The 21,150-nt window shown below is 67.3% G+C and carries 14 protein-coding genes; 8 read left to right on the top strand and 6 right to left on the bottom strand.

Annotation, left to right across the window (positions count from 1 at the left end):
* Window positions 1–175 precede the first annotated feature (175 nt).
* Window positions 176–2,281, top strand: coding sequence for a condensation domain-containing protein (locus KHO27_RS09465; RefSeq protein WP_214501668.1), 2,106 nt, complete (start codon window positions 176–178; stop codon window positions 2,279–2,281).
* A gap of 152 nt (window positions 2,282–2,433) precedes the next feature.
* Here the strand turns inward: KHO27_RS09465 and basC are convergent, their stop codons facing one another.
* Window positions 2,434–3,753, bottom strand: a complete 1,320-nt coding sequence (gene basC / locus KHO27_RS09460) for a putative histamine N-monooxygenase (RefSeq protein WP_110703400.1) — start codon at window positions 3,751–3,753, stop codon at window positions 2,434–2,436.
* Window positions 3,754–3,828: 75 nt separating this feature from the next.
* Window positions 3,829–8,121, bottom strand: coding sequence for an amino acid adenylation domain-containing protein (locus KHO27_RS09455; protein WP_250888432.1), 4,293 nt, complete (start codon window positions 8,119–8,121; stop codon window positions 3,829–3,831).
* A gap of 128 nt (window positions 8,122–8,249) precedes the next feature.
* On the opposite strand from KHO27_RS09455, the gene KHO27_RS09450 reads away from it, so the two are divergent.
* From KHO27_RS09450 to KHO27_RS09420, 7 genes are all read left to right on the top strand, one after another.
* Window positions 8,250–9,422 carry an isochorismate synthase gene (locus tag KHO27_RS09450; protein WP_110703394.1) on the top strand — a complete coding sequence of 391 codons (1,173 nt, stop codon included), beginning with the start codon at window positions 8,250–8,252 and terminating at the stop codon, window positions 9,420–9,422.
* Window positions 9,423–9,448: 26 nt separating this feature from the next.
* Window positions 9,449–11,050, top strand: a complete 1,602-nt coding sequence (locus KHO27_RS09445; RefSeq protein ID WP_110703391.1) for a (2,3-dihydroxybenzoyl)adenylate synthase — start codon at window positions 9,449–9,451, stop codon at window positions 11,048–11,050.
* A 17-nt stretch (window positions 11,051–11,067) separates the two neighbouring features.
* A complete protein-coding gene (locus KHO27_RS09440) occupies window positions 11,068–11,934 on the top strand; it encodes an isochorismatase (protein ID WP_214501666.1) in 867 nt (288 codons plus the stop codon).
* Window positions 11,934–12,683: a 2,3-dihydro-2,3-dihydroxybenzoate dehydrogenase gene (dhbA, locus tag KHO27_RS09435; protein ID WP_214501665.1), complete on the top strand. Its 750-nt coding sequence runs from the start codon at window positions 11,934–11,936 to the stop codon at window positions 12,681–12,683. The genes KHO27_RS09440 and dhbA overlap by 1 nt, the downstream gene beginning before the upstream one ends.
* An 81-nt stretch (window positions 12,684–12,764) precedes the next feature.
* Window positions 12,765–14,060, top strand: coding sequence for a histidine decarboxylase (locus tag KHO27_RS09430; RefSeq protein WP_214501664.1), 1,296 nt, complete (start codon window positions 12,765–12,767; stop codon window positions 14,058–14,060).
* 438 nt (window positions 14,061–14,498) lie between these two features.
* Entirely contained in the window at window positions 14,499–15,566 is a 1,068-nt protein-coding gene (locus tag KHO27_RS09425) for a GNAT family N-acetyltransferase (protein ID WP_214501663.1), read from the top strand.
* A gap of 19 nt (window positions 15,567–15,585) precedes the next feature.
* On the top strand, window positions 15,586–16,569 hold the full coding sequence (locus KHO27_RS09420; protein ID WP_094009906.1) for a fatty acid desaturase family protein: 984 nt from the start codon (window positions 15,586–15,588) through the stop codon (window positions 16,567–16,569).
* A gap of 100 nt (window positions 16,570–16,669) precedes the next feature.
* Here the strand turns inward: KHO27_RS09420 and KHO27_RS09415 are convergent, their stop codons facing one another.
* From KHO27_RS09415 to KHO27_RS09400, 4 genes are all read right to left on the bottom strand, one after another.
* Window positions 16,670–18,010 carry an LLM class flavin-dependent oxidoreductase gene (locus KHO27_RS09415; RefSeq protein ID WP_214501662.1) on the bottom strand — a complete coding sequence of 447 codons (1,341 nt, stop codon included), beginning with the start codon at window positions 18,008–18,010 and terminating at the stop codon, window positions 16,670–16,672.
* Window positions 17,997–19,541, bottom strand: a complete 1,545-nt coding sequence (locus KHO27_RS09410) for an MFS transporter (RefSeq protein ID WP_110703378.1) — start codon at window positions 19,539–19,541, stop codon at window positions 17,997–17,999. The genes KHO27_RS09415 and KHO27_RS09410 overlap by 14 nt, the downstream gene beginning before the upstream one ends.
* A 70-nt stretch (window positions 19,542–19,611) precedes the next feature.
* Complete coding sequence (locus KHO27_RS09405) at window positions 19,612–20,361, bottom strand: tRNA-dependent cyclodipeptide synthase (protein WP_102682019.1); 750 nt, start codon at window positions 20,359–20,361, stop codon at window positions 19,612–19,614.
* Between the two features lie 5 nt (window positions 20,362–20,366).
* Complete coding sequence (locus KHO27_RS09400; RefSeq protein WP_046857791.1) at window positions 20,367–21,143, bottom strand: 2OG-Fe(II) oxygenase; 777 nt, start codon at window positions 21,141–21,143, stop codon at window positions 20,367–20,369.
* Between the last annotated feature and the right edge of the window lie 7 nt (window positions 21,144–21,150).

Below are 21,150 nucleotides of genomic sequence, written 5' to 3'. Positions count from 1 at the left end.
GACGTGCGCCAATCTAGATGATAATTATTTGCATCATTCTCACCATAACGAATCCTCGGGATTCACGCAATGCACCCCGGTGGTGCGACCCCTCTGCGCGGCCACTCACCGCGATCCACGGATGGCAGTGAAGGCCGACGCGGGCCTTGATCGATCGAACAGCAGGAAGCTAACCATGTTGGAACGCAACACCACCCCACCCTTGCCCCAGGCCCTGGATGAACACGAAGAACTCGCCTGGTTCGCCCAGCAGCAGCAACCCGAGCAGCTGCACCGGCAACTGGGCGCCTGGCGCCTTGGCCCCCAGGCCGACCTGTCGCTGCTGGCCCTGGCCGTGCAGGCGGTGGTCGAGGCCACGCCGGGCCTGAACAGCCGCTACCACTTCAGCGACGACGGCGACCTGTACAAGGCCCAGGAGCCCGGCTGGTACCCGTGCCTGCGTATCGAACGGAGCACGGCCGAGGGCATGGACGCCCTGCTGCGGGCGCGCCAGGCTGCGCCCTGGGATTCCACCACGCAGCCGCCATTCGAGGCCCTGCTGCTGGCCGGTGATCACCAGGCCGCACTCGGTCTGCTCTGCCATGCGGTGCTGCGTCAGTCGCCGCAAGCCCTGCTCGATCGCATCCGCGCCGCATACGACGCCCAGGCCGGCGACCAGCCACTGGTGCTCGACCCGTTGTCGCAGGCGCCTTCGACGGACATCGCGCAACGCATCCTCGATGCGTTCCGCCAGGCATTGGCGGAGCCTGGCATGACCCTGGACGATGACTTCTTCGACATGGGCGGCCACTCGCTGCTGGCCACCCGGATCATCGGGCGCTTGCAGGGCGAGCATGGCATCGAACTGCGCTTCAGCGACTTCTTCGCCTCGCCCAGCGCCTCGGCGCTGGCCACACGGGCCAAGCTGAGCCAGGGGCAAGCCAGCCAGGGCAGCGATCAGGCCGGGGATATCCAGCAGGCGCCGATGGCCCTGGCCCAGGCGTCGTTGTGGCGCGCCTGCGCGGCCTTCGACTACGGCACTATCTTCAACCTGCCCTTTGCCCTGGACTTCCACGACCCGGTGGACGAGGCGCTGCTGCAGCAGGCCTTCACCGACCTGCTGGAGCGCCATGCCAGCCTGCGCACCACCTACCATGGCGAGGGCGACGACGCCTGCCAGCGCATCGTGCCGCTGACCGAGCTGGACCGTTTCAAGTGGTTCTGGAACAGCGCCGAAAGCGCTGGCGCGAGCCTGGCCAGCGAGGCGAAGCACCGCTTCGACCTGGCCCGCGAACTGCCACTCAGGCTGCGCATGCTGCGTGACCCGCACAGTGGCCACCAGGTGCTGTCGTTCCTGGTCCACCACATGGCCATCGACGAGTGGTCGCTGAACGTGATCATGGCCGAACTGGCCGAGGCCTACCTGGCCCGCGCCCGGGACCGGGCGCCGCAATGGCCCGCGGCGGCGCGCACCTTCCACGAATTCGCCCTGGCCCAGAGTGCCCAGGGCCCGAACCCGCGCCACCTGGCGTACTGGACCGAACTGCTGCGCGACGCCACCCGCGGTCTCGCCCTGCCCGCCTGCGATGACGCCACGCTGCTGCCCGCCGACCAGGCGACCACGCGTGCGCGCTGGCTGGAGCTGCGTCCCGAACCCGGCATGCTGGAGCAACTGGGCGCCAGTGCCCGGCTGCATCAGTCATCGCTGTTCAGCGTGATCTACACCGCCATCGCCCTGTCGCTGCACAAGCTCGGCAACCTCTCGGACCTGGTGATCGGCACCTCGGCGTCCGGGCGCACTGATCCTGCGTATTTCGACACCGTCGGCTACTTCACCACCATGGTCGCCCACCGCGTGCAGTTCGCCCCCGAACAGTCGCTGGCCGGGTTGCTGGGCGAGGTGACGCGGATGATCAACGACTCGATGGCCTATGCCGACGTGCCCATGGAGACCATCCAGCAGGCGCTGGGCATGACTCCCGCCGAGGGCCTGATGTTCGATGTGTATGTGCAGATCCACGCCAACAACGCCCTCAATGGCGCGCTGCAGGCACCCGATGGCCGGGCTATCCGCTACAAGCAGATCGACCCGGACAAGAGCGAGTCGATGTTCGGCCTGCAGTTCGAGATCATGGAAGATGTGTTCGATGGCCAGCGCTCGCTGCGCCTGGTGATAACCTACCGCAGCGATCGCTACAGCGGTGCTCAGGTCGAGCGCCTGTGCGCGATGATTTCGGCGGCGTTCGGTGTGTTGGCCGAGGTGGATGGCGGCCGGCGGGCGCTGGGCGACGTGGAGTTGTAGCAACCAGGGGCGCTTTGCGCCCCTTTTCCCGATACAGGGAACTGTGCATCCGTGGGAGCGGGCTTGCCCCGCGATCACCGGCGAAGCCGGTGCCATGCATGGCATCGCGGGGCAAGCCCGCTCCCACGCCGTTCTGGTTAAAGCCCCATCGTTCAGTCCTCCGGCAACCCATAGCGCTGGAACGATGAGCGTTGCGGCACCCGGTACTGCGCCCGGCCCAGCAACTGGTTGACGATCACCGCATTGCGCACCGGCCCCAGCCCCAGGTCCGGCGAGCCGACGCCATGCTGGAAGATCTCGGCGTTCTGCACGAACACGCGGCCACTGCCGCCATCGCAACGCTGCGCGGTGAAGTCCTCGCCGACGATGCAGTCACCGTGCGCGTCGGTGGCCAGCACCGTGCCTTTGAGCTGCTCGAACCACTGCGGCCAGGCATGGGCATAGCCGGTCGCCGCGACGACCGCGTCGGCTTCCAGCGTTGCCCGTTGCTCCAGCTGGCTGTGCCGGAAGGTCATGCGCAGCCCCGCCGAGCCGAGCTCCTCGACCGTCTCCACGTCACAGCTGGACAGCAGCGTCAGCCCAGGTTCGCGCCCGCCGATGGAGCGTTCGTAGATCAGGTCGTAGATCGCGCCGATGGTCGAGAAGCTGATGCCTTTGTACAACAGGCCCTGCTGGGCGACGATCTCCCGGCGTTTGTCCCGCGCCAGGGTGTGGAAGTAGTTCATGTACGCCGGCGTGAAACACTCCTGGCCGAGCTTGGAGTACTCCATGGGGTGGAAGCCTCCCGAGCGGGTGATCCAGTGGATCGACGCCCCCGCCTCCACCTGCTCCGGGGTCAGTGCGTTGAACAGCGCCAGCACGCACTCCGCGGCGCTCTGTCCGGAGCCGACCACCACCACGCGCCTGCACTGCTCCAGCTCGCCCTGACGCTTGCCGAACTCTGCCGAGTGCAGCAACGGCGCCTGGGTGCGGGTGCGCGCCCAGGCCGGCAACCATGGCCGGGTACCGAGGCCGATGGCCAGGTCGCGGCTGCTGTAGCGCCGCTCCAGGCCCGACACCGACACGCTGTCGATGACGAAGCGTTCGCTGGCGTTGTCGTAGCGCACGCCCGTGACCTCCTCGCCGAAATGGCAGCCCGGCAATTGGCCCGCCGCCCAGCGGCAATAGTGGTCGTACTCGCGCCGGGGCACCTGGAAGTGGTCGTAGTAGTAGAACTGGAACAGGCGGTCGTGCTGGTGCAGGTAATTGAGGTAGCTCAGCGGGTGACACGGGTCGGCCAGGGTCACCAGGTCGGCCAGGAATGGCACCTGCAAGGTGGTGCCGGGCAGCAGCAGGCCCTCGTGCCAGCGGAACTGCGCCTTGCGCTCGAGGAACGCGCAGCTCAGGTGCGGGTGGCGCGACAGCAGCGCGGCCAGGCCCAGGTTGAACGGTCCGATGCCGATGCCGGCGATATCCAGGTGTGCGATGTCCATATGCTCGATGATTTCCCAAGAACGATGATTGGCGCCCCGGGCCAGGCCCAGGGCGATTGATTCAGGCCGGTGGTTTCACATGGGGGCGCTGACGAGCAGGCGCTCGACCTCTTCCACCGTGCGGCACGGCAGCAACTGCGCGGGCGACAGGCGCACCGCGAAGGCTTCGCCCAGGCGCGCCGCCAGCGGTTTGAGGTGCTGCGGCCGCAGGCCCATGGCCAGGAAATCCCTGGCCGGCTGGGTGGCACCGAGCACCTGCTGGTAGATCGCCAGCACCTGGGCATGACGCTGCGGATCGCTGGGCACAGCCGCCGGTATCGGCGCCTGCTCGGTGTCACCTTCAAGCAAGGCGCGGGCGAGCCTGCGGTCCGGCTTGCCGTTGGCGGTCAACGGCAAGGCGTCGACCTCGACGAACCGTGTGGGCACGTGGGACTGCGGCAGCAGGGCCCGGGCATGCTCGCGCAACGCCAGGGCGCCGGGCGGCGCACCGTTGCGCCTTACATACAGCGCGCCGATGCAGGCCTCGCCCTGTTGCGTGTCGCCATAGTCCACCACCAGCACCTGCTGCACCGCCGGATAGCGGATCAGCTCGATCTCGATGTCCGGTAGCGACACGCGCACGCCACGCACCTTCACATAGCCATTGACCCGGCTGTCGAACAGCAGCACCCCGTCCTCGCGGTAGCGGCCCCGGTCACCGGTACGGAAGGCACGCACTGGCGCGCCGTGCTCGTCGAGCACATTGACGAAGTCGTTCTGCACCAGTTTGCCGTCCTCCAGGTAGCCCAAGGCCAAGCCCACCCCACTGGTGTGGATACGCCCGGCGACACCCTGCGGGCAATGCGCGCCGTGCTCGTCCAGCAGCCAGTAGCGGTTGCCTGGCAGTGGCCGGCCATAGGGCACCCTGGCGCGGTCCTGTTCACCGATTTCGTGCCAGATGCTCCAGATGGTGGTCTCGGTCGGGCCACCCAGGGACACCAGCCGCGCCTCGGGCAGTAGCTCGCGTAGTTCGGCGATCACCGCCGGCTTGATGTAGTCGCCGCCCTGGGCCAGCAGGCGCAGGCTGCGCAGACCATCACCCTGACGGCAGGCCAGGAGCATTTCGAGGATGGCCGGCACCGAGCACCAAAGGCTCACACCGTGCTGCCTGACCAACTGGTTCCAGCGCAGCGCATCCTTTTCCTCGCCGGGCTCGGGCAGCACCAGCGCCGCCCCGGCGCACAGGCTGCCGAATACGTCGAACAGCGACATGTCGTGGTGCAGCGGGGTCACCGAGATGAACACATCGTCGCGGCTGACCTGCCACTGCGCCAATGTGCTGCCGATGACATTGGCGGTGGCGCGGTTGTTCAGCACCACGCACTTGGGCTTGCCGGTGGTGCCGGAGGTGTACAGGTAGTAGGCCGGCGCGGTGCTCGCCGACAAGGCCGCCAGCCCCGTCAGGTCCAGGGCTGCCGGAGGGCTGGCCAGCAGTGGCGCGACGGCGTCGACCACCAGCGCCGGCTGGCAGTTGTCCAGCAGATAGCGCAGGCGCTCCTCGGGCGCCGCCGCGTCGATCGGTACCCAGACCAGCCCGCTCAGGGCGCAGGCCAGGGTCGTCATGGTGTGCTCAGGACCGCGTGGCAGGCAAATGGCGACCACCTGGCCGGGGCGCAGCCCGCGGGCCTGGAATGCCCCGGCAATGCGCTTCACACCCTCCCCCAGTTCGGCATAGCTGATGCGCCGTTCGCCATGCAGCAAGGCGATGCGTCCATTGTCCGGGCCGAACAGGTTGTGGGCGATGCGCCCAAGGAAATCGACCGGCTCGGCCTGCGCCTCGCTGCTGTTCAGGCGGTAGTGGCCAAGGTCGATGAACTGCCGTGCGTGGACTTCGAATGCAGCCTGCCCGGCCAAATGCGCCACCGCCTGGTTCAAGGCTGCGAGCAACTGCCCGACCCAGCGACCATCGACCGCTTCACGGGCATAGTCGATCTCGAACGCCAGCCCGCCCTCGGCGGTGTTGCAGAATCGGATGTCCATGGCCACCTGCGGCGTCTGGGTCAGGCCCGCGCTGAGGGTCATCGGGCCATCGACCGCGCCCACTGGCCAGGACAGGCCGTTGGTCAGCACCACCGGTAGCGCCGGGCCTGGGCCGTTGCTGTCGTACAGCAGGCGGGCCAGGTCCACGCCGGAGAACGCCAGATGCTGCAAGCCCTCCAGCACATCGGCCTGCAGGCGCTTGGCGCGCTCGGCCAGGCTGGGCAGGCCGCGCTGCCAATCGACGGCGATGAAGCTGGAGCGGTTGGCAAATGCGCCGTCCTGGGGCGGCGCCACCGGCACCGCCACGCACAGACTGCCTTCGTCCAGCCAGTGGCCGAGCACTTCCAGCACCACGGCCATGATCGTCGAGTTCTTGAACAGCCCCTCACGCGCACCGGCGCGGCTCAATGCCTTGAACGCTTGGGCGGAGATTATCTGACGCTGGCGGGCGTACCGGGCCACGCCGACCTTGTCCAAGGCTTGGCGCCACGGCAGCCTTGGTGCGCCGTCGACCTCGGCCAGCTTTGCTTTCCAATACTCGGCATCCGCCTTGCGCACCTCGCTCTGGTCGATGACAGCTGTCGTCGGCTCGCTGGCCGTCAGCGGCTGGCAGTGACCGTCGAACAACTCGACCATCAAGGTAGCGATGGAGCGTCCATCGAGAATCAGCGCATCGAAGCGCACGAACACCACCAACTCGCCTTGTGGCAACTGGAAGGCGGTCACATTCCAGGGCGGCCCGGCCAGGTCGAACAGCGCATGGGCATAGTCCTCGCGACGGACCTCAAGCTGCGCCTGGGCCTGCTCGGCCGTCAACCCGTGCAGGTCGATCACCTCCAGGTTGACCTGCACCTGGTCGCTTATCGACTGGGTCAATGCCTGGGCATCGATACGGGTGCGCAGGCTGTCGTGGCGGCGCACCATGTCCGTGAGGCGGCTGCGCAGCAGCGCCAGGTCCAGGCGCCCGCGATACTCGCGAAACTCCTGCATGGCCACGCCGCCCAGCGGCAGGTGCTCGCCACGCCCCAGTAGGTAGGCCTGTTGCAGAGCGTTCAGTGGTCGATCCCGGCTCGCCGCGATCGCCAATGGCTGGTGCAGCGCGCCCATGTCGGTAGCCACCGCCACAGCCAGGGCGATGAAGCGTTCGAACAGTGCCTGGACCCAGTCAGCGGGCAATGCGTCCAGGCGCACGTCCCAATTGATCAGCAGGCCGCCGTCGGCCCGCGCCACCTGCGCGTCCAGGGCCACCTGCGGGCCCTGGGAGATCACCCAGCCCATCGGCCCGAACACCCGGCTCACCCGCTCGGAGAACAGCTCGCCGCCAGGCAAGTCCAGCCCTGCGGTGAACACCACCGGTGCCAGTTGCGGCGTACCGTGATGGCGCGACAGGTCGCGCATCAGGTCCACGCCCGGATAGGCGCTGTGTGCCAGACGCTCCACCAGTTGCCGATGCAGGTCCCGGCACAGCGCGGCAAGGTTGGCGACTCCGCTGAAGTCGACATCCACCAGCACCAGGTTGGCGAACTCGCCAACGATGCGCTGCACAGGCTCCAGCAGCGGTTCGCGCCAGAACACTGGGACGTTCAGGCGCAAGCGCCGATCGCCGGTGTGCTCACCCAGGGCGGTGGCGAACAGCCCGAGCATCAACGCCGACGAGGTGATCCGCTGTGCCCGCGCCGCGTGCTGCAAGGCACGATACTGCGCAGGTTCAAGGCGAGCGGCAAAGCGCTCGCTGCGTGCCGGCCCCGCAGGGAGCAAGGGCAACGAGGGCGCCGGGGCGATCTGCGCCAGGCGTGCTCGCCACCAGGCGCGGTCGTGGCCGCGGGCGGCACGCAGGTCGGCATCGGCACGCACCTGGTCCAGCCAGTCGAAGTAGCTCGGCGTGCTCGGCAGAATGCTTTCAGGCGACTCGTACAGCCGGGCCAGGTCTTCCATCAGCACCCGGAAGCTCGACGGGTCCACCGCGATCATGTCGGTGTCCACATGCAACCGGCAGGCATTGCCCGGCAGCAGGCTCACGCCGAAGCGCGCACCCTGGCCAGCACCCAGGTCCAGGCGTTGGTGGCTCCATTGGCGACGTTTCTCCAACAGGCGCCGCTCCACAGCTGGACCATCCAGATCGCTGAAATCCTCCAACTCCAGGTGGGCACGTGGCGCCTCGTCGACGGTCTGCCGCCCCTGCCCGTCGATGCGCAGGCTCAGCATCGGATGCGCCCGGTACAGCCCCTCAAGTGCGCCGGCAAGGCGCGCCACATCGATGGCCCGGCCATCGAACTCGGCGTACAGGTGCGCGCTGACGCCACCCAGTGCCGCATGTGCATCCCGCCCGATCCAACAGGCGGCCTGCATCGAAGTTAACTCTCTCATCGCTTACCCGCGTAGTTGACAAATCCATGTGTTTCGCGTCCTCATATTTACTAACGAGAATGATTATATTTCAAGGCTTTCTTTCTCACCCATCGCCAAGGAGGCAACCCATGAAGACAGGCACCCTGCGTTTGCAAGACAGGGACACCGTGCCGCTCAGCCAAGAGGACTCGAGCTTTTCATTCACATCCGGCGAGCGCGAGCTGAGCGTCAGCGGCCTGCGCGAACGCATCGACACCCCGGCTCACGGTAGCCATTTGGCCGGCGGCGCACTGCGGCGCAGTATCGACCAGGCCTTCGAACGCGCCCGCCAGGCCGGGCAGGAAAATCCCATCGTCGTCGGCGCGATTCCCTTCGACACCACCCAGGCTTCCAGCCTGTACGTTCCCGAAGCCTATACCTGGCAGGCGCGCACCGCGGCTCCTGTACAGCCCGGCTCGCTGCCTGCTCTGCTCAGCCAGGCCAACATCCCCGACGAACAGGGTTTCAAGCGCGCCGTGCGCCACGCCATCGTCAACTTCCAGCACAGCGATGTGCGCAAGGCCGTGCTCTCGGTGCAGCGCGAACTGCACTTTGCCGCGCCCGTGGACACGGCCCAGGTGCAGGCCAACCTCAAGGCACTGAACCGCGAGGGCTACCACTTCCGCGTGCCCCTGGTCGACGGTTCCACCCTGCTGGGGGTGAGCCCGGAACTGCTGGTGCACAAGCAAGGCACCGCCTTCGTCAGCAATCCTCTGGCCGGCTCCGTGCGACGTATGACCGCCCCAGAGGCCGACCGCGCCAACGCGCAATGGCTGGCGGCGTCGGAGAAGGACCACTACGAGCACCGCCTGGTCACCGAGGACATCGCCCAGCGCGTCGGCGAGCTGTGCAGCCGCCTGCAGGTCCCCGAACGACCCTCGCTGATCAGCACTGCGGCGCTGTGGCACCTGTCCACGCGTATCGAGGGTGAACTGGCCTCGGCCGATATCGACGCCCTGCAACTGGCCTGCCGCCTGCACCCGACCCCCGCCGTCTGCGGTTACCCCACCGAGCGCGCCCGCCAGCTGATCCGCTTTGTCGAGCCCTTCGAGCGTGGCCTGTTCACCGGCATGGTCGGTTGGTGCGACGCCCAGGGCAACGGCGAGTGGGTGGTGACCATCCGCTGCGGCACCTTCAACGGCCAGCGCGTGCGCCTGTTCGCCGGCGCCGGCATCGTCGAGGCCTCCAGCCCCGACAGCGAATGGAACGAAGTACAGACCAAGCTCGGCACCATGCTGCGCGCCTGTGGCCTGGACCATTGACCTCAAACCCGCTTTCCGAGACTCCCATGACCATCGAATTCACCCCCTGGCCCGCGGACCGGGCGCAGCGCTATCGCGCCGCCGGCTACTGGAACGACCAGCCGCTCAGCCAGTTGCTGATCGCCCGCGCCGCCGTGCAGCCGCAAGCTCCGGCGATCCTCTGCGGCGAGCGCCGCATCAGCTATGGCGAACTGGACCGCCGTGCCTCCAACCTGGCTTCGCGCCTGGCCGCCCATGGCCTGGGCCAGGGCGACACGGCGCTGGTGCAGTTGCCCAACGTCGCCGAGTTCTACATCGTGCTGTTCGCCCTGCTCAAGGCCGGCATCGCCCCGGTCAACGCGCTGTACAGCCACCGCCAGCACGAGCTGGGCGCCTTTGCCCGGCAGATCCAGCCGGCCCTGCTGATCGCCTCGGCAGAACATGAGGTATTCCGCAACGACGCGTTCCTCGACGACTTGGCCAAGGAAGGCCTGCGCCCGAAGTTGACGCTGATGCTCGATGCCCTAGACGACTGGAGCGCCAGCGCCGATGTGCGCGGCACCCACTACGCACCCAGTCCGCCCGGCGAGGTGGCGTTGTTCCAGCTGTCCGGCGGCAGCACCGGGACCCCCAAACTGATCCCGCGCACCCACAACGACTACGCCTACAGCGTGCGGGCCAGCGCGCAGATCTGCGCCCTCGACAGCGACACGCGCTTCCTCTGTGCGCTGCCGGCGGCGCACAACTACACCCTCAGTTCCCCCGGTGGCCTGGGCGTGCTGCACGCCGGCGGCTGCATCGTCATGGCGGCCAACCCGGAGCCGTTGCACTGCTTCGCCCTGATCGAACGCCACGCCGTGACCATGGCCGCCCTGGTGCCCAGCGCCGTGGCCCTGTGGCTGCAGGCCGCCCCCGGGCACGCCGCCAAGCTGCGCAGCCTGCGCCTGCTGCAGGTCGGTGGCGCCAGTTTCGCCGAGGCCTTGGCGCGCCAGGTTCCCGAGGTGCTGGGCTGCAAGCTGCAGCAGGTATTCGGCATGGCCGAGGGCCTGGTCAACTACACCCGCCTGGACGACAGCGACGAGCAGGTGTTCACCACCCAGGGCCGGCCGATCAGCGAGCTGGACGAGGTGCGCATCCTCGACGAACAGGGCCAGCCGGTCACCGACGGCGAGCCCGGCATGCTCGCCACCCGTGGCCCCTATACCTTCTGCGGCTACTACAAAAGCCCCGAGCACAACGCCCAGGTGTTCGACCAGGACGGTTTCTACCACTCCGGCGACATCGTCCAGCGCAGCGCCGACGGCAACCTGCGGGTCGTCGGGCGGGTCAAGGACCAGATCAACCGCGGCGGCGAGAAGGTCGCCTCGGAGGAGATCGAGAACCTGATCGTCATGCACCCCGATGTGACCCACGCCGCCCTGGTGGCACTGCCCGATGAACTGCTCGGCGAAAAGAGCTGCGCCTTCATCGTCTCGCGCAACCCGCAACTCAAGCCGATCGCCCTGCGCCGCCACCTGATGGGCCTGGGCATCGCCGAATACAAGCTCCCGGACCGCATCCGGCTGATCGACGCCATGCCGCTGACCGCGGTGGGCAAGATCGACAAGAAGCAACTGCGCGCGCTGCTCGCCGTCGCCCCGACCGCCTGACCGTCCAAGGACCCGACATGACCATTCCAACCATCCACGACTATCCCATGCCGCAACCGGCCAGCTACCCGGCCAACAAGACCACCTGGCAACCCGACCCGGCCCGCGCCGTGCTGCTGATCCACGATATGCAGCGCTACTTCCTGCGCTTCTACCAGCCGGACGGTGCCTTGCTCACCGCGCTGGTGGACAACCTGTCGCGGCTGATCCAGTGGGCTCGCGCGCAGGACATCCCGGTGGTCTACACCGCCCAGCCCCATGAACAGCCGCCGGAAGACCGCGCCCTGCTCAACGCCATGTGGGGCCCGGGCCTGCCGGCGGCGAGCCCCGAGCAGCAACCGATCATCGACGCGCTTTCGCCACAGCCGGGCGATACCGTGCTGACCAAGTGGCGCTACAGCGCTTTCCAGCGCTCCGACCTGCTCGAACGCATGCGTGGCTGGCAGCGTGACCAACTGCTGATCGGCGGCGTGTACGCCCATATCGGCTGCATGATCACCGCCGCCGACGCCTTCATGAACGATATCCAGGCCTTCCTGGTGGGCGACGCGGTGGCTGATTTCTCCGAGGAAGAGCACCGCCTGGCCCTGAAGTACGTGGCCACCCGCTGCGGCCATGTCACCGACACCGCCACCCTGCTGACCCAGCCGGCGGGCGTGACCACCCGTGACTGGCTGCACGGTCGAGTGCGCCAGATGATCGAGGACGACAGCGAGCTCGACCCTCAGGAAAGCCTGATCTTCTACGGCCTCGACTCGCTGCAGGTGATGAAACTGGCCGCTGAGCTCAAGCAGCGCGGCATCGCCGTCAGCTTCGAGGAGCTGGCCAACGCGCCGACCCTGGACGGCTGGTGGTCGCTGGTACAAGCGCGGGGGGCTGCCTGATGGCCATGGCCCGCTTCACTGGGCGGCGCGTGCTGGTCACCGGCACCGCCAGCGGCATCGGCCGCTGCGTGGCGCAGCGCTTTGTCGAGGAAGGCGCCGAGGTCATCGGCCTGGATTGCGAGGAGGCCGACGTGCCGTTCCCGCTGCTGCATGTCGACCTGACCGACCCGGCCGACGTGCAACGGGTCTGCGACCGGCTCAAGGAACAGGCGCAGTATCTCGATGTGCTGGTCAACGTCGCCGGCGTGCTGCGGCTCGGGCTCAGCGACGAGGTGTCCTGCGAGGACTGGCAGCGTTGCCTCGACGTCAACGCCAGCGCGCCGTTCTACCTGATGCGCCAATGGACCCCGGTGTTCCGCCGCCAGCGCCGCGGCGCCATCGTCAACGTCGCCTCCAACGCCGCCCATGTGCCGCGCCTGAACATGGCCGCCTACTGCGCCTCCAAGGCCGCGCTGGTCAGCCTCAGCCACTGCGTGGGCCTGGAGCTTGCGCCCTACGGCGTGCGCTGCAACGTGGTCTCGCCAGGCTCGACACGCACGCCGATGCTGGCCGGCATGCTGGGCGATCCGGCGGCAGAACGGCAGTTGATCGACGGCCTGCCACAGCAGTTCAAGCTCGGCGTGCCCCTGGGCAAGATCGCCACGCCCGAAGACATCGCCCATGTGGTGCTGTTCCTCGCGTCCGAGCAGGCCGGCCACGTGACCCTGCAGGACATCGTGGTCGACGGCGGCGCCACCCTGGCCGCCTGAGCCCGACACGACCACCTACAAGGACTTTCACCCGCAACGCGCCCGGCCCAGGTCGGCCGGGCGCGCTCCATGGAGCTGGACATGACATTCTCACCTGCCGACCACGCACGTCTCGAGGGGTTCTGGCGCTACTGCCTCACCCACCAGTACTTCAATGTCGGCTACCCCGAATCCGCCGATTTCGACTACAGCCTGCTGCACCGTTTCATGCGGTTCTCCATCAACAACTGCGGCGACTGGAACGAGTACAGCAACTACCTGCTCAACTCCTTCGACTTCGAGCGCGAGGTGATGCGCTTCTTCGCCGAACTGTTCCACATCCCCTTCGAGGACAGCTGGGGCTATGTCACCAATGGCGGCACCGAAGGCAACATGTTCGGCTGCTACCTGGCCCGCGAGCTATTCCCCGACGCCACGCTCTACTACTCCCAGGACACCCACTACTCGGTGGCCAAGATCGTCCGCCTGCTGCGCATCAAGGCCCAGGTGGTGGCGTCCCAGGCCAGTGGCGAGATGGACTATGACGACCTGGTCGCACGGATCGCGGCCGACGGCGAGCGCCACCCGATCATCTTCGCCAACATCGGCACCACCTTGCGCGGCGCCACCGACAATATCGCCGTCATCCAGCAGCGCCTGGCCCAGGCCGGCATCCGCCGGGAGGACTACTACCTGCACGCCGACGCGGCCCTGAGCGGCATGATCCTGCCCTTCGTCGACGCCCCCGAGCCTTACTCGTTCGCCGACGGCATCGACTCGATCTGCGTCTCGGGGCACAAGATGATCGGCTCGCCGATGCCCTGCGGCATCGTCGTGGCCCGGCGCGCCAACGTCGAGCGCATCTCGGTGGAGGTCGACTACATCAGCGCCCGCGACCAGACCATCAGCGGCTCGCGCAACGGCCATACGCCGCTGATGATGTGGGCCGCCCTGCGCAGCCGCTCCATGGACGACTGGCGTGAGCGCATCCAGCGCTGCCTGGACCTGGCCCAGCATGCGGTAGACCGGCTGCGGGCAGCCGGCATCGAGGCCTGGCGCAACCCTAACTCGATCACCGTGGTGTTCCCCTGCCCCTCGGCCAGCGTGTGGAAGCGGCATTGCCTGGCCACCTCGGGGGATACCGCGCACCTGATCACCACCGCCCACCACCGGGACAGCACGCAGATAGATGCCCTGGTCGACGAGGTGATCGCCGATCTCAAGGCCCTTGGCAAGCCGCCGGCCAGGCAACCGTTGCAAGGCGCCCTGGTCGACGGGCTGGCCACTCGCACCCAGGTCTACAGCACTGCCAGCCAGCCTCTGCGCGTGCCTGCACCGGGCCTGGGGAAACCTGAACCGCAACGCATCATCGCCCATCCCAAGGGCAGCGATAGCTGAACGCCGAGTCGTCATTACGGGTGTAAGCATGTAAGCCTATGCCTACAACACATGACCCTGGAACCTGGCGTGCCGAAAAACCGGGGGCGGGCTGATCCGCCCCTTGCCCGCCCCACACAGGCCACCGCGCAGGCGACCCTCCGTGCGCGTTTGACAGCCCATGGCATGGCTCTATAGTCGGTTTCCTGGCAACGGGAAGGATTTCTGTTTGCCTCGGACAAGAACCCCGCCATGTACAGGAGTTGCGTAATGGCCACGCTCACGGATGACGCTCCGTTCAAACCCGCCCTGCCTCGCCTTTTGCTCGCCCCCGCCAGCCCCGCCGTCAACCGACGACATCCTCGCCACTGACCGCAGCGCCAAAACCGACACGTACCCGTGACCTGCCCTGGGCGGTCACTGCCTTCGTTCGCCTTCAATAAAGACAATAGGTGCGTCATGACTGCAACCCGTTCACCGCAAACGGCCGTTGCGCCGTTGCCGGAAACCGAAACACTGCGCTATCGCCCAGCCAACCCCGCCGATATCGAAGCCCTCGCCGCGCTGTTCCAGCAGGTCTACGGGCAGACCACCCACCCCTGCCAGAGCGCGTCCTACATCCGCTACTCGATGAGCAGCGGGCAACAGCAGTGGTTCGTCGCCGAGGCCGAGGGTAACCTGGTCGGCTGCTGCTGCATCGCCCGCCGCCCGTGGAACCAGTCGTGGGAGGTGTGCCACGGTGTGATTCACCCTGACGCGCGCAGGACCGGCGCCATCTCCAGCCTGGTCCGCCTCGGTTTCGAGACGCACCGGCCAGCACCCATGGAACTGGGCTTCTACATTACCCGCAACATCGCCAGCCACGGCGTCATGAAGAAGATCCGCCCCGCCGTGCTGGTGGGCCATGACGGTGGCCCGGACAAGGTCGATGGCCTGCGCGAGTATCACCTGACCGCCATCCACCCCGTACCCCAGGCCCGCTTTGCGCACGTCGCCCCCTGGTACGTGACCACCCGCGCCGCCGACTATATCCGCAGGCTGCTCTACCCCGCCCTGCAGCTTGCCGTTGCCCCCGGCAGCTACCCGGACACCTACCTCAGCGGCCCGAGCGGCGCCGAACGCCATGGCCAGCTCAGCTACAGCCACGACCCGCAGGCTGCCGCGCTGATGCTGTCGGGCCAATGCGGCCACTATGCCTCGACCCATGTCGTGCTGACCGAGCTGGGCGCGCTGCTGCGTCAGTATTCCCAGGCCGAGTACGTCGGCCTGGTGATCCTGGCCGACAAGCTGGAGCTGCTGGCCAGCCTGCGCCGCCTGGGCTTTGCGATCACCGCCTACCTGCCGGCCTGGCACCTGGAGAACGGCAGCCGCTACGACTGCATCCAGCTGGTGTTCCAGGACTTCGCCGTGGCGCCGCGCAGCCACGGTTTCGATGATGACATCGCCCGCTTCGACCTGGCCTACGCGCACCTGGCCAACAACCTCTGCAGCCTTCCCGCGGCCCCGGCTTCCCGGGCCGCCAGCTAACCGATCGGAGTTTCAGCAAGTGACCAAGGACCAATGGCTTAGTGTAAGAAAACAGATCCCCGACGGCGCCCGGGAACCCTGGACCGTGATGTTGTGGGTCGCCGACCTGCTGCTGCTGGCGGTGGCCTGGAACCTCTGGCTCGCCGACTCCACTGCCCTGCAGTTGCTGGGCCTGGCGCTGGCAGGTCTGGCCACCGTGCAGCTCTACCTGATCATGCACGAGGCGACCCACGGCGCCGCCTCGGCCAACCGCCGGTTCAACGACTTCATCGGCCACTGCAACGGCTGGCTGATCGCCCTGCCGTTCCTGGTCCGCCGGCGCTTCCACATGGCCCACCACACCTGGACCGCGCACCCGCTGAATGATCCGGAGAACCGCGGCATGATCGAGCGCTTCTCGGTGATGACCAAGAAGCAGGAGCGCACCCTGGAGTTCGTCTGGAAGCACTGGATCCCGATGATCGCCGCCAACCACTTCCTGCTCAACTGGCGCGCGCCCTTCATCGCCAAGGCCAAGGGCGACAGCTCGCCGCGGATCCTCAAGGAGATCCGCTTCGCCCGCCTGTACCTGGCCGGCTACCTGGCGGCGGCGGTGCTGGCCTGGAGCCTGGGGCACCTGCTGGACCTGGTGCTGTTCTACCTGATCACCTGGGTGTTCCTGTTCTTCATGGTCGAGCTGCTCAACCTGCCGCACCACGCCGAGGCCCCGCTGCTCGCCCGCGATGCCGATCGCCTGCAGTTCTGGGAGCAGGACGGCGTGTCCCACGACTGCAAGAGCCTGCCGCTGTGGTCGCGCTTCGTGATCCTCAACTTCAACCTGCACATCGTCCACCATGCCTTCCCCTCGGTGCCCTGGTACCGCCTGGCCAAGGTGCAGAAGCTGCTGGGCGAGCATGAGCTCGGCCATGCGCCGTCGCAGACGCATGAATGGGAGTTCGCGGTGAAGAACCGACGCCGGCCGTTGTTGCAGCTGATGGGGCATTTCTTCGATCAGCGGGGTTGAGCTGCCTCCTCTGAAGTAGCACGGGGCTGCGTGGGAGCGGGCTTGCCCGCGATGGCGCTAAAGCTATCGCGGGGCAAGCCCGCTCCCACAGGTGCCATGCTCAGTTGGAAAAATGCCGGTTCGGCACATACCGCAACCCCAGGTTCTCCCGCAACGTACGCCCCTCATACTCGCGCCGGAACAAGCCCACCCGCTGCAACTCTGGCACCACCTGCCCGACAAAATCATCCAGCCCGCCCGGCAGATGGGTAAACAGCAGGTTGAAGCCATCCGCCGCCCCTTCCTCGAACCAACAGGCCATCTCCTCGACGATCTGCCCGGGTGTGCCCACAAGCAACCGGTGTCCGCCTGCGCCGAGCCTGGCCAGCAGTTGTCTGGCGGTGGGCCGTTCGCGGCGGATCAGGTCCACCACCAGCTGCTGGCGGCTCTTGTGCCGTTCGGTCACTGGCAACGGGGCCGGCAGCACAACCGGGGCATCGGGTGGCAGCCGCTCCAGGTCGATGCCGATATCCAGCAGGAACGACAGTGCCTTGAGCGCCGCCTCCGGATCCACCAGCGCCTGCAGTTGCTCGTGCTTCTCCTGCGCTTCGCTGGCCGTGCGCCCCACCACGGGCGCCAGGCCCGGCAACACCACCAATGATTGCGGCGGCCGACCGGCCAGGGCCAGGCGCTGGTGGATGTCCGCATAGAATGCCCGGCCTTCGGTCAAGGTCTGCTGGGCGGTGAACACCAGCTCGGCGCTGCGCGCCGCCAACGCTCTTCCGGCTTCAGAGGAGCCGGCCTGGGCGATCACCGGCCAACCCTGCAACGGCCGTGGCGCATTCAACGGGCCACGCACGCGAAAATGCTCGCCCTGGTGGTCGAGCACCCGCATCCGCGCGGGCTCCAGCCAGGTGCCGGAGGCCTTGTCTAGCGGGAAGGCATCGTCCGCCCAGCTGTCCCAAAGCCCGGTGACCACGTCGAAGAATTCCCCAGCACGGGCATAGCGATCGGCATGGGACACGTGCGCCGCGTGGTTGAAGTTCTCGCCGCCGATCAATCCGGTGACCAGGTTCCAGCCGGCACGACCAGCGGACAGGTGATCGAGGGACGCGAAGGTGCGAGCAATGTTGTACGGTTCGTTGAAGCTGGTGTTGGCAGTGGCGATCAATCCAAGGTGGCGGGTCACCACCGCCAGTGCCGGCAGCAGGGTCAGCGGGTCCCAGCGCAGGCTGTAGGCGCTGCTGCGCAGCACCCGTGGATCCAGCTCGCCGACGGCGACGTTATCGTTGAGGAACAGCGCGTCGAAACAGCCGCGCTCGAGGGTCTGGGCGTACTGTCGATAGCGCTCGAAGTTGATCGAGGCATCGGCGTCGGCCTGCGGGTGTCGCCAACTGCCGGCGTGGGCGCCGGCGCCGGAGAGAAAAGCCCCCAGTCGCAGGCGGCCGTCACGCCTTGCCATGGCTGGGCTCCTGGGCAGGCACCGGCGCTTTTGTCGTGCGCAGCAGCAGGGTCACCGCGCCCCAGACCAGCAACAGACTGACGGCGAGGAACACCATCAACGCCTGGTAGCCGTCGAGAAACGCGGCATGCACCCAGCCCTGCAGGACGTCGCCGCCCTGCCCCAGGTGCTCGCCCAGCAGGGCCGCGCCCTGCTCCGGCGCCGCCGCCGCCCTGGCCAGCCAAGCGGTCTGCGCAGGTACGCCCGTGGCGCCGGACAAGGTATCGGCCGCCACCGCCCGGTACAGCCCCACCCCGACCGCCAGGCCGAGCCCACCGCCGACATTGTGCAGGGTCATCAGCGAACCCATGGCCACCGAGCTCACCTGCTGCGGTACCGAAGAGATCCCCAGCACCGTCGAAGGCCCGAGGATGCACGCCCAGCCCAGCCCCATCACCGCGAAGGCGCCGAGCAGGTGCAGCAACGAAGTCTGCTCACCGAATGCCGCCTGCAGCACGGCGGACAGCACGAACAGCAACAGCCCCACCTGCACCAGCAATGCCGGGCCCTTGCGGTCCACCAGGCGCCCCACCCACGGCGACAGCAACGCCACGCCGAGGGTGGTCGGCAGCAACAGCAGGCCGCTGGCCTGCACGCTCTCACCACGGATCAACGCCAGGTACAACGGCATCACGAAAAATGCCACGCAATAGAACACTGCCAGGCCGAAGCTGGCGGTGACCGCCGCGACGAAGCGGCGGTTGGCGAACAGGCGCAAGTCGATGATCGGCGCCTCGACCCGCAACTCGACCGCGACGAAGGCCAGCAGGGCAAGCAGCGCCACCCCCAGCAGGCCCAGGGTATTGGCCGAGGTCCAGCCCCAGTCGGCGCCCTGGACGATGGCCAGCACCAGGCTCGGCAAACCCAGCAGCAGCAACGCCGCCCCCAGCCAGTCGAGCCGCGCGCCGTCCTCGCCGGCCCGCGACTCGTCCGCCGCCACGGCGATGATCGCCAGGCTGAGCAACACGAACGGCACGTTGACCAGAAAGATCCACTGCCAGCCGAAGGCGCTGGTAATCAGCCCGCCCAACACCGGCCCCGCCGCGAGGCCGATGCCATTGACGCCAAACAGCACGCCGAATGCCTTGCCTTGTTCCTCGCTGGCGAAGGTGGCCGCGACGATCGCCCCCGACGCGGTGTACAACACCGCGCAGGCCAGGCCCTGGGCAATCCGCGCGGCCACCAGCGTATCGATGGTGGTGGCCAGCCCTGCCGCCAGCGAGGCCAGCCCGAAGACCGTGAGCCCCAGGTTGAGCACCCGCCGGCGGCCTTTCAGGTCGGCCAGCCTGCCCACCAGCACCATGCTGCTGGACAACGCCAGGATGAAGCCGTTGATCACCCATTGCAGGCTGCCCACCGAGGCGCCGAGGTCGGCCTGCAACGCCGGCAGCGCGGTGTTGACGATGGTGAAGTCGACGCAGCCGAGAAAACTGGCGATGCTCACACCGAGCAAAGCCCACCATTTGCGTTGCTGTTGCGCAAAAACGCCCATGGAAACTCCTGTTCCGGATTTCAGTGTGAAGGCCATCGTCCGTGTGGCGTGGGGCCTGCGTGGCTTAAGGTCAGATGGCGATGGCGCTGGCGGCCCAGGCCGGATGCACCACCCCTGGCAGGGTGAAGGGAATCGGAATGCCGCGTTTCTTGAACTTCAGCGGCAGCCAGTGCACGCGATCTGGCGCGTGAGGCTCGACCAGCAGGCGCCGGGCGGTCGCCATGGCGTCGGTCATCTGCTGCGGGTAGATCACGTAGTCGAACCCCTGCTCGGCCCACTGCGGCAGGATGATCGGCACTTCCTCGAGGATGTACTCGCGGCACTGGGCGGCGGCGCGCTCCAGGTCCGCCTCGGGGTCACGCAAGCGCAGACGCTCGATGAACACGCCGATGGTCGCTTCGATGGCGCCGCGCAGGTCCTCGCTTTCACGATAAAGCTGGTTCACCTGCTGGCGCAGCTCGGCGTAACGGTCCGAGGCCAGCTCCTGGTTCCAGCGGCTGATGCTTACCGGCGCCTCCAATCCGGCCAGGTACTTGCGGTTGCGCGCCAGCCACGCGTCACCATCGCGAATCGACGCCGACAGCGCCTCGCCCGGCGACTTGCCATGCTTGTTGTGGCGCTGCAAGGTGTCGGCCACCACCACCTTCACCTGGCTGAAGCCGGATTTGTTGATCAGGTGCACGGTGGAGCTGAGTTTCTGCTCCTCGTGGTATTCCTGGCCCACGCTGACTGCCAGCACGCAGCGCTTGCCGGTGAAGTCCAGCGCTTCGCCGCCCTTGTTGAAATAGGCTTTGAGGTTGATCGCTTCCACATTGCTCATGTTGCTTAGCTCCAGTAGGCCAAAGGCTGGTCGTCGCCGAAATAACCGATGAATACGCCGAGGGTGACCCGGGTGCTGGTGGCCGAGGGACGCACCGCGTGGATCAACCGCGGGTTGAGAAAAATCAGGTCACCCGCCTCGGGCTTGACCACCAGGTCCGGTGGCGGCAGCAGGTGGCGCTCGATACCGTAGGCGCGCTGGCCACGCAGGCGTTCGTACTCGGCCTCGTCGGGGTGCAGGTTCCAGATCTCCAGCTCGCCGCCGTCCTCGGGGATCTGCAGGTAGATGTTGGTCGACAGCTGGGTGAGCAGCCGCGGCTGGTGGTCGGCCGGGGCATTGCGGGCCAGGTCGTCGGTATGCGGCGTGAGGTCGACGTTGTTGCCCTGGAAGCGGGCGATGCCGACGAAGCACTTGCGCCCGTTCACATCCAGCAGCCGCGCCCCTTTGGGCCAGACCTCGTCGAGCAGCAGGCGCAAATGGTCGATGGGCGATGCCAGCGGGCCGAAGGCGCTGCGGATCTTGCGAATATTGGCGATGGCCTGGCCGTGGTACTCGGCGCGACTGGCCTCGTCCCTGATCTCGATGTAGGCCTTGCCCAGGCGCACGAACTCGGTCTGCTCGCTGAAGGCACCACGCAGCTCGTGATGACTCAGGCGCTCCAGGGCCAGGGCCACGGTATCGGCGGGTGCGAAGCCTTTGATCAGGATGCCCAGTGTGCGGGCGTGAATCACATCGTCTAACTGTGCGGCGGTCAATTCCTCGACCGTGGTAATCGTCAGCATGAACACT

Origin of the sequence: Pseudomonas sp. RC3H12, assembly GCF_018596375.1 — a bacterium.
GTDB lineage: Bacteria > Pseudomonadota > Gammaproteobacteria > Pseudomonadales > Pseudomonadaceae > Aquipseudomonas.
Note: the sequence above shows the minus strand (reverse complement) of the source record. Positions and strands in the feature narration are given on the sequence as shown.